We start from the raw sequence: 9,199 nt of genomic DNA, 5'->3' as shown, positions 1-9,199 counted from the left end.
CAGCATCGCCAACAGCTCCTCGTACGAGGGCGGGACCTGCGGGACGGGCGACACACCATGATCATGCCAGCCGATCAACCAGAGTGGACCACCGGCCGCCGACTCACCTCAAGCTGAATACGTACGGCTCAGGAACCGGCCTGATGGGTGCCATCACCGCAGCGCGAAGAGGTCTTCGAGCCCTGGTGGTGGAAAAGGGCGCGTATTTCGGAGGCTCGACGGCAATGTCGGGCGGCGGCATGTGGATGCCGAACAACAAGGTGTTGCAGAATGCGGGCGTACAGGACACGAAGGATCGGGTACTGACCTACCTGGACACGCTCGTCGGGGACACCGCTCCGCGCGCACGCAGGAAAGCGTTCGTCGAGCACGCTCCCGAAGTTGTCGACGAGCTGCTCGCGGCCACTCCGCTGAAACTCGGCCACATGACCGAGTATGCGGACTACTTCGCGGACCTCGAAGGAGGGTCGGCGATCGGGCGGTCGGTCGAGTCGAAGCCGTTTGACATCAACACCCTCGGTGCTGAGGATGTCGCCCGTATCCGCACCAGCGGCGCCATCGCCGCGCCGGTACCGATGCCCATCACCTCCAAAGACTTCAGGTTGATGAATCTGATGGCCCGTCGACCCCTGCAGGCGTTCCCGACGATCTTCAAGCGGGTACTGCAAGGCGTCGGCGGCAAACTGTTCAAGAAGGAGATGGCCGCGGGTGGCCGAGCTCTCGGTGCGGGGCTGATCGCCGGCGCGCGTCGGGCAGGAGTGGACATCTGGCTGAACAGCCCGCTCAAGGAACTGGTCGTCGAGGGCGGGAGGGTGACGGGCGTCGTCGTGGAGAAGGATGGTGAGCGCGTACGGGTGGCGGCCAAGGGCGGCGTCATTCTCGCCATCGGAGGCTTCGACCACGCCGGGGAGAAGCGCCGTAAGCACCAGTCGCAGGCACTCACCGAAGACTGGAGCTTCGGCAACCCCGACAACACCGGCGACCTGTTCGCGATCGCCGAGCAGGTGGGCGCGGGCCTCGATCTCCTGGATCAGGCGTGGTGGTTCCCATCGATCTCGCCGCTGACACCTGAGGCTGATCCGATCTTCATGCTGTCGGAGCGGTCGCTACCGGGGTCGATGATCGTCGACTCCACCGGGCACCGGTTCTTCAACGAGGCCACCGACTACATGACGGCCGGCCGGGCCATGCTCGGCCTCGACGACGGCAAGGGCGACCACCTGCCGATCTGGTTGATCTTCGACCAGAGGCACCGGAACCGCTACCTGTTCGCCGGCTCGGTGATGCCGGGGATGCCGATGCCAAAGGTCTTCTACGAATCAGGTGTGGTGGTGAAGGCGGAGTCGATCGCCGAGCTGAGCCGCAAGGTCGGCGTGCCTGGGCTGGTCGACGGCGTTGCGCGCTTCAACGTGCTCGCGTCGCAGGGCCAGGACGACGACTTCAAGCGTGGCCTGGGGCACTACGACCGCTACTACGGTGACCCCACAAACACGCCGAACCCGAACCTGGGCACCATCACCAGGGCGCCCTTCTACGCGGTGAAGACGGTGCCGGCTGACCTGGGCACGTGTGGCGGCATCACCGCCGACGAATCGGGCCGCGCACTGCACGAGGACGGTTCGCCGATCGATGGGCTCTACGCGGTGGGCAACGCCGCCGCGAACGCCTTCGGCAAGTTCTATCCCGGGCCGGGTGCGACCCTCGGGCAGGGTTTGGTGTTCGCCTATCTGGCGGCCAAGCACGCTGGCGAGCGAGCACGGAGTTCGGAGCGGGCTCGGCCAGGTGCAGGGCCAGAAGCTTGAGAGCCTCCGCCAGTAGGTGACGGCGAGGACGTGGGGTAGTGGGACGGGCACGAAGTCGGTGATCATGGAGTTGTCCACGCTCTGTGATTACTGGCTTCGTGCCTGCCGTCGTTGATGTCAAGGACTGATGTGAGGTCGCGGCCACCCCTCGGCCCCGCTCGGGACAAGAGGTCGATCAGGTACCCGATGCTGCGGCTGATGGCCGGTCCGAGCTGCGCTCGGCGAGGTGTTTGAAGTTCAGCAGTTGCCGTCGGGCCATGACCAGGTCACCGACGCAGATCCCGACGGCGAGCCAGCGGTTCGTCCGCATGACAACCTTGAGCAGCAGGCGGGTCGTGTCGTTCTCCTGGGGCACCAGGACGTACGACAGGAAGGCACCCATGATCTCGGCGGTGAGCTGTGTGCCGGGCTCGACCGAGACGATCCGGCCCCGTTGCCGCCCACCGGCGGTGGTGAAGGCCTCCCCGACCCGGGGCTCGGGAAGGTTCGCCAACCGGCGCGGCGAGCGGCGTCCGAGGTTGTCGATCCAGTCGTAGGAGTACGGCGCCAGCCGCACCTGGGCGACCCACGGCCACACCGCTGCGGCCGGGGCGTCCACCCGCACCCCTCGCCACGCCCGCACGGTGGGTGAGGCGACGAGATCGTCGCAGGGGTAGGGGAGTACGGTCTCGCTCTCGGTCACGCCCCAGCGGTCACCGAGCATGCTCCGGCCTCCTCGGTCGTCCGAGCACCAGGGTGGTGCGCAGGTCGAGGAGGACGGTGCCGCCGAAGTCGTCGACCAGCCGGCTCAGCGCGGCCAGGCCACGTTGTTGCTGCTCCGGCGGCCGGGTGAGGTACGGACCGAAGGTGCGGATCAGGGCGAGGTACTGCTGCTTGTCCAGGGGCAGGGCGTGCCGGAACACCGCCTTGCGTACGTCGGTGAACTCGCCGTGGGTGAGGACGTCCTGGTGGAACCAGTCCGCGGGCCGTTCCCGGGCGCTCGGGTCGACGGCGCGCAGCGCGGCCTGGATCGCGGCGCCCTGCTCAGGGTCGGCGTAGGCGTAGCGGTGCCCGAAGATCGCCAGGGTGCCCTCCGGTGCGAGGGCTCGCCGGGCGCGGGCGTTGCGGGTGGCCGAATCGAGCCAGTGCCAGGCCATCGCGCAGGCCAGCAGGCCGACCCCGCCGACGGGCGGGGACCACTGTTCGAAGGTGGCGGCGTCGACGCGGGCGGCGGGGAAGCGGCTGGCCAGCCGGGCGGCCATCCGTGGGTCCGGCTCGACGCACGTCAGCGGTGCGCCGATGCGGGCGAGCACCTCGGTGCCCTTGCCCGTGCCGGCGCCGATCTCGACCACCGATGCCGGCGGGCCGCCGTGGTAGGCGACGATCGCGTCGGCGATGTCCGGCGGATAACCCGGCCGGGCGTTCTCGTACAGGTCGGCCACCTGTCCGAAGACCTTCATCGGTCACTCCTTTCCCGTGGCGGAGACGCAGGGGGTGGCGACATCTTCCGCCGTCGCCGCACCCGCCCGCAGCAGGTCGATGGCGGCCTGGCTGCCGTTGGTCAGATCGACGCCGAGCGCCTGCAACATCACCACGAGCGCGCCGAGCGCCAGCGTGCCGCGCAGTTGCTGCGCTCCGGCTCCGGAGAGGCGTTCGGCCTCGTGCAGAATGCCGCCGAGCAGGGCCCGGCAGCGCGCCGCGACCATCTCGTCGGCGCGTGCCACCGCGCAGGCCTGCAACCACAGGCCGGTGACGACGCCGTCGGCGATCATGGCCCGGAAGTCGGCGCGTATCGCCGGCAGCGGGTCCGCCGCGTGGCCGGCGGCGGCCTGCCGCATCGCCCGCAGGATGCGGGCCTCCAACTCGTCGAGACAGGCCAGGAAGAAGGCACGCTTACTGCCGAACAACCGGAAGACGTACGGCTGGGACACGCCCATCCGGTCGGCCACCTGCTGCACGGACGCGGTCGTCAGACCGTGGTCCGCGAACACCCGCATACCGATGTCGACCGCGTCCGCACGTCGCCGTGGGGCGGTACTGCGTTGGGTCACCACCACCGCAGCCTTGCACTAGTAAGCACTTACAAACAAGGCGCCGAACGTAGGACGCTTTCGTTTCCGCGGTGACGTGAACTCTCCGGCCACAGTGCCCGCCGCTCGCCGGGACGGGCCGGCGCGTACACCTGAACCGGTCGGGGCGGTGCGGCGTATCAGACGGCGACGGGCGTGGCGGCCGTACCGTTGGGGTACTGGATCCGGCATCGCCGAGGTGGGAGGACGCGGTGGCGGCAGGTGCGCGAGGGCGACGTCGGGGAAGGCTCGCCGGCCTGGCGGTGGCGTTGGTGGCGGCGGCCGCCTGCATGGTCGAGCCGGTCGAAGGCCCGGCGACCCCGACCGAGCCACGGCAGCCCGCGTCGCCGAGCGGCGAGGTGACCCGGGCCGACGGCACCGACACCGTCGAGGAGTTCCGGCAGGACATGACCGACGCCCAGCGGCTCGCGGAACGGTACTGGGCCGACCAGTTCGAATCGTCCGGGCAGTCCTTCCGCCCGATCCGGCGGGTCATCCCGTACCAACGCGACGGCGAGGTCTCCTGCGGTGGGCAGGAGGTGCCCCGCAACAACGCGGTCTACTGCACCGTCAGCGACTTCATCGCGTACGACATCAACTGGTCCTTCGGGGCGTTCCGGCAGATCGGCGACGCGTTCGTGTTCTACCTGCTCGGGCACGAGTACGCCCACGGCGTGCAGACCCGGCTCGGCATCCGCTACAACTTCACCATCCAGCAGGAGTTGCAGGCCGACTGCATGGCCGGGGCGTACCTCGGCGACTCGGTACGCGCCGGGCGGCTCACCCTCGACGACGGTGACCTCGAGGAGTTCAACGAGGGGCTGCTGGCCGTCGGCGACGACCCGGGCCAGCCGTGGTTCGCCGAGGGCTCGCACGGCACCCCGGAGCAGCGGGCCGAGGCGTTCTTCCGCGGCTACGAACGGTCGTTGTCGGCCTGCGGCCTGGGTTGACGGAGATCACTGCGGCCGGCACCCCCCGGCGTGGCCGCCGGCCGCAGTGGCAGGATCGCCGGTTCAGCCGAAGCCGAGGAGGAACCGGTGACCAGCCACCATCCCGCCGCAGTGCTCTTCGACATGGACGGCACCCTGGTCGACAGCGAACGGCTCTGGGACGTCGCGTTGGTCGAACTCGCGCAGACGTACGGCGGGACTCTCTCCACCGCCGCCCGCCGCGCGATCGTCGGCACCGCCATGGCCGAGTCGATGCGTATCCTGCACGACGACATCGGGCAGCCGCACCGCGATCCCGACGTCAGCGCGGCATGGGTCAACGCCCGGATCCTGGAGCTGTTCCGCGGCGGGTTGCGGTGGCGCCCGGGGGCGCTGGCCCTGCTCGGGGCGGTCCGGCAGGCGCGGATTCCGACCGCCCTGGTCACCTCCAGCGGCCGGGCACTGGTCGAGATCGCCCTGGACACTCTGGGCCGCGACAGCTTCGACGTGGTGGTCTGCGGCGACGAGGTCGACGCGGCCAAGCCGCACCCGGAGCCCTACCTCACGGCCGCGCGACTGCTCGGGGTGCCGATCGAACGGTGCGTCGCGATCGAGGACTCGCCGACCGGGGTGGCCAGCGCGGTCGCGGCCGGAGCGGCGGTGCTGGCCGTACCGGCGGAGGTGCCGCTCGCGCCCCGCGACGGCGTGCACCAGTTGGAGAGCCTGCTCGCCGTCGACCTGGACCTGCTGGCCGGGCTGCTGCGCCGCACCCCCGCGTGAGCGCCGCACCCCGCTTGCGCACCGCACCCCGCTTGCGCACCGCACCCCGCTTGCGCACTGCACGCGCCGTTGCCGGCGCAGGTGTTAAGAAGGGCCCCCTTTACCGCACCAGGCGTTAAAAGGGGGCCCTTCCTTGCACTTGCAGCTCAGTCGTGGGCGATGGCGCCCAGGACGTTGATGCGGGCGGCGCGGATGGCCGGCACGAGCGCGGCGATCACGCCGATCAGCGCGGCGAGGCCGAGGAAGACGCCCATCTGGCCCCAGGGCAGCACCAGCTTGTTGATTCCCTCGTCCCGCAGGGCCTCGACCACCGCGGCGCCGAGACCGGCGCCGACGACCACGCCGAGCAGCGCGCCGAACACCGAGATCACCACCGCCTCCACGGTGATCATCCCCATGGTCTGCGACCGGCGCAGACCGATGGCGCGCAGCAGGCCCAGCTCGCGGGTCCGCTCCAGCACCGACAGGGCCAGCGTGTTGACGATGCCGAGTACGGCGATCACGATGGCCAGCGCCAGCAGGATCCGGATCATCATGAGCAGGCTGTCGAGCTGGCCGGTCTGCTGCTCGATGAACGCGTCGAGGTTGGCCACCGACACCTCTGGGCTGTCGGCGAGCAGCGCCTCGATGCGCGGCTGCACGTCCGCCACCGGGGTGCCCGGGTCCAGTTGGATGAAGCCCTGGATCGGCTTCGGGACGGTGAAGTCGCGGGCGGCCTCGGTCGGCAGCACCATCGACACGCCGGCGAACAGCGGCGAGTCCTCGAAGATGCCGGTGACGGTGTAGGTCTGTGCCTCCCCACGGGCCAGCTGCACCGACACCGTCGAGCCGATCGACAACCCCTGTGCCTGCGCGGTGCCCGAGCTGACCAGCGTCTGGCCCGGGGCCAACCGGTCGATGTCACCGGCGGTGGGCTCCAAGCTGTAGACCTGGCGCATCGCGGCCGGGTCCGTCATAGCTCCCACAAAGAGGTGCTGGTCGCCGACCATCGCCATGTCGCCGTACTGGCCGTCGGCGATCCGGACCCCGGGGATCTTCTTCGCCTCCGCCAACACGGACGGGTCGAAGGACGGCGGGCGGGGGCCGGACTGCACCCCGGAGATCACCAGCTCGGCCTTGACCGTGTCCTGGGCCAGATCGCTGATGCTGCTCTTGGCCGAGTCGAGGATCACGGTGATGCCGGTGACCAGGGCGATGCCGACCATCAGCGCCGCCGCGGTGATCGCCGTCCGGCGCGGGTTGCGCCCGGAGTTGAGCCGGCCCAGCTTGCCCGGCACCCAGCCGGAGAAGACCGCGCCGAGCGCCGCCACCACCGGCTTGCTGATCAGCGGCGTCAGCAGGGCGACGCCGATGAACGCGAACAGCACGCCACCGAGGATGGTGGCCAGCGTGTTGCCACCCGCGTGCCCGCCCAGGCCGAGGAAGAGCAGGGTGGCGCCGGCCGCCGTCACCAACGCACCGGCGACGGTCACCTTGGTCAGCGGCCGGTCCGGCGTGGCCACGTCCTGCATCGCCGCGATCGGAGGGATCCGCGCGGCGCGCAGCGCCGGCAGCAGCGCCGCCAGGATGGTGATCACCAGGCCGACACCGAACGCGCCGATCACCGCCGACGCGGGTACGCCCACCCCGGCCAGGGTCATGCCACCGGCGACGGTGCTGAACAGGTACGCCAGCAGGGCACCGACCCCGATGCCGGCGGCCAGACCGAGCACCGAGGCGATCAGGCCGATCGCGATCGCCTCCAGCACCACCGAGCCGATGACCTGTTTGCCGCTGGCGCCGACGGCCCGCAGCAACGCCAACTCCCGGGTGCGCTGCGCCACGATGATCGAGAAGGTGTTCAGGATCAGGAACGTGCCGACCAGCAGCGCCACCGCGGCGAAGCCGAGCAGGATCCGGTTGAAGAAGGACAGCGCCTCCTTCAGCCCGGCGGCGGCGTCGGCGGAGAGCTGCGCACCGGTCCTGGCCACGTAGTCGTCGCCGACCGCGGCGGCCACCGCGTCGCGCAGCGACTCGTCGGAGACCCCCGACGCGGCGGTCACCACGATGTTGTTGAAGACGTCCGGTTCACCGAGCATCAGCCGCTGGGCGGCCGGCGTGGTGAACATGACCTCGTTGGCGCCGCCGATGGAGTCCCGGTCACCGCTGTAGCCGAAGACGCCGACGATGGTGAAGTCCTCCCGCGGCCCCAGGGTGAGCACGCCCACCCGATCGCCGACGGCGACCTTGCCGGCGGTCGCCAGGCCCTTGTTGATCACGATTTCGTCGTCGGCGCGGGGCTCCCGGCCCTCGCGCAGCTGCACCAGGTCGGACTCGCCGAGCCAGTTGCCGCCCAACTGCGGCGGCCCGAACGAGGTCACCACCTTGCCGTTGCTGCCGATCATCAGCGCCCCGTCGGCGGCAACCACACCGGTGGCCTCCGCCACCCCGGGCACCGCCCGCACCGTCTCCAGCGTGGCCGCCGGGAAGGGCGCCTGGACCTGCTCGCCCTCCATCTCGTTGACGGCGAGCTTCGGCTTCGCGGCCACGCTGACGTCGACGTCCTCGTACGCCTCGGCGAAGATCTGGTCGAAGGTGCGGCCGAGGGTGTCGGTGAGGACGAAGGCGCCGGAGACGAACATGACGCCGAGCACCACGGCCATGCCGGACAGGATCAGCCGGACCTTGCGGGCCAGCAGGCTCTTCAGTGTCGCCCGGAACATCAGCCGGCCACCTCGGCGGGAGTGTCCAGCTTCTTCATCGTGTCCAGCACCGTCTCGGCGGTCGGCTCGATCAGCTCGGAGACGATCTGCCCGTCGGCGAGGAAGACCACCCGGTCGGCGTACGCGGCCGCCGTCGGGTCGTGGGTCACCATGACGATCGTCTGGCCGTGCTCCCGCACCGAGTTACGCAGGAAGTTCAGCACCTCCGCGCCGGCCCGCGAGTCCAGGTTGCCGGTCGGCTCGTCCGCGAAGATCACCTCGGGGCGGGCCACCAGCGCCCGGGCGCACGCCACCCGCTGCTGCTGGCCACCGGAGAGCTGCGCCGGCCGGTGACCCAGCCGGTCCCGCAGCCCGACCGTGTCGATCACGATGTCGTACCAGGCCTGGTCCGGTTTGCGTCCGGCGATCGACAGCGGCAGCAGGATGTTCTCCTTGGCCGTCAACGTCGGCAGCAGGTTGAACTGCTGGAAGATGAAGCCGACCTTGTCGCGGCGCAGCTTCGTCAGGCCCGCGTCACCGAGACCGGTGACCGTGGTGTCGCCGACCTGCACCGTCCCGCGGGTGACCGTGTCCAACCCGGCCAGGCAGTGCATCAGCGTCGACTTGCCGGACCCGGACGGGCCCATGATCGCGGTGAACCGCCCGCGCTCGAACTCGGCGCTCACTCCCCGCAACGCGATGACCTGCGCCTCGCCGCTGCCGTACACCTTCCAAACATCGCTCGCTCGGGCTGCGGCCGATACCGGCTGGCCTGTCGTAGCGGTCACGTGTGAACCTTTCTATCGCTGTCGAATCGTGCCGCCCCCGTTGGTCCGGCACGAGTCCCATCATCTGTGCTGCCGGAGGCCGATCCGTCCGACTCCGGGCGGAGCCGAGGCGGATTTCCGGCTGCGGGTATCCCCCACGCGGAGTCAGGGTTGTCCCCGACCCCACGCCGG

8 protein-coding genes are annotated in these 9,199 nt (G+C 70.2%); 3 read left to right on the top strand and 5 right to left on the bottom strand.

Features of this window, described 5'->3' with window-relative positions; genetic code table 11:
• Positions 1 to 83: 83 nt before the first annotated feature.
• Entirely contained in the window at positions 84 to 1,802 is a 1,719-nt protein-coding gene (locus tag IEY61_RS29715; protein WP_268240704.1) for an FAD-dependent oxidoreductase, read from the top strand.
• A gap of 175 nt (positions 1,803 to 1,977) precedes the next feature.
• On the opposite strand, the gene IEY61_RS29710 is transcribed toward IEY61_RS29715, so the two are convergent.
• Genes IEY61_RS29710 through IEY61_RS29700 form a run of 3 tightly spaced genes read right to left on the bottom strand, consistent with a single transcriptional unit; the run spans position 1,978 to position 3,832 of the window.
• The gene (locus IEY61_RS29710) at positions 1,978 to 2,505 is read right to left on the bottom strand and encodes a polyketide cyclase (RefSeq protein WP_189050386.1); all 528 of its coding nucleotides are present in this window, start codon (positions 2,503 to 2,505) and stop codon (positions 1,978 to 1,980) included.
• Complete coding sequence (locus IEY61_RS29705) at positions 2,495 to 3,241, bottom strand: class I SAM-dependent methyltransferase (protein WP_189050384.1); 747 nt, start codon at positions 3,239 to 3,241, stop codon at positions 2,495 to 2,497. The genes IEY61_RS29710 and IEY61_RS29705 overlap by 11 nt, the downstream gene beginning before the upstream one ends.
• A gap of 3 nt (positions 3,242 to 3,244) precedes the next feature.
• Positions 3,245 to 3,832 (bottom strand): TetR/AcrR family transcriptional regulator, encoded by a 588-nt coding sequence (locus IEY61_RS29700; protein WP_229706574.1) that lies wholly within the window; start codon positions 3,830 to 3,832, stop codon positions 3,245 to 3,247.
• Positions 3,833 to 4,062: 230 nt separating this feature from the next.
• On the opposite strand from IEY61_RS29700, the gene IEY61_RS29695 reads away from it, so the two are divergent.
• Together IEY61_RS29695 and IEY61_RS29690 are read left to right on the top strand one after the other, a co-directional pair.
• Complete coding sequence (locus IEY61_RS29695; RefSeq protein WP_189050380.1) at positions 4,063 to 4,800, top strand: neutral zinc metallopeptidase; 738 nt, start codon at positions 4,063 to 4,065, stop codon at positions 4,798 to 4,800.
• Positions 4,801 to 4,911: 111 nt separating this feature from the next.
• Positions 4,912 to 5,559, top strand: a complete 648-nt coding sequence (locus IEY61_RS29690; protein ID WP_189050396.1) for an HAD family hydrolase — start codon at positions 4,912 to 4,914, stop codon at positions 5,557 to 5,559.
• 146 nt (positions 5,560 to 5,705) lie between these two features.
• Here IEY61_RS29690 and IEY61_RS29685 read toward each other — a convergent pair whose 3' ends face one another.
• Both IEY61_RS29685 and IEY61_RS29680 read right to left on the bottom strand, forming a co-directional pair.
• On the bottom strand, positions 5,706 to 8,261 hold the full coding sequence (locus IEY61_RS29685; RefSeq protein ID WP_189050378.1) for an ABC transporter permease: 2,556 nt from the start codon (positions 8,259 to 8,261) through the stop codon (positions 5,706 to 5,708).
• Positions 8,261 to 9,028 carry an ABC transporter ATP-binding protein gene (locus IEY61_RS29680; RefSeq protein ID WP_189050376.1) on the bottom strand — a complete coding sequence of 256 codons (768 nt, stop codon included), beginning with the start codon at positions 9,026 to 9,028 and terminating at the stop codon, positions 8,261 to 8,263. Before IEY61_RS29680 ends, IEY61_RS29685 begins: the two co-directional genes overlap by 1 nt.
• Between the last annotated feature and the right edge of the window lie 171 nt (positions 9,029 to 9,199).

Origin of the sequence: Micromonospora sonchi, assembly GCF_014646235.1 — a bacterium.
Classification (GTDB): Bacteria; Actinomycetota; Actinomycetes; order Mycobacteriales; family Micromonosporaceae; genus Micromonospora; species Micromonospora sonchi.
This window is presented reverse-complemented; position numbering and strand designations above follow the sequence as displayed.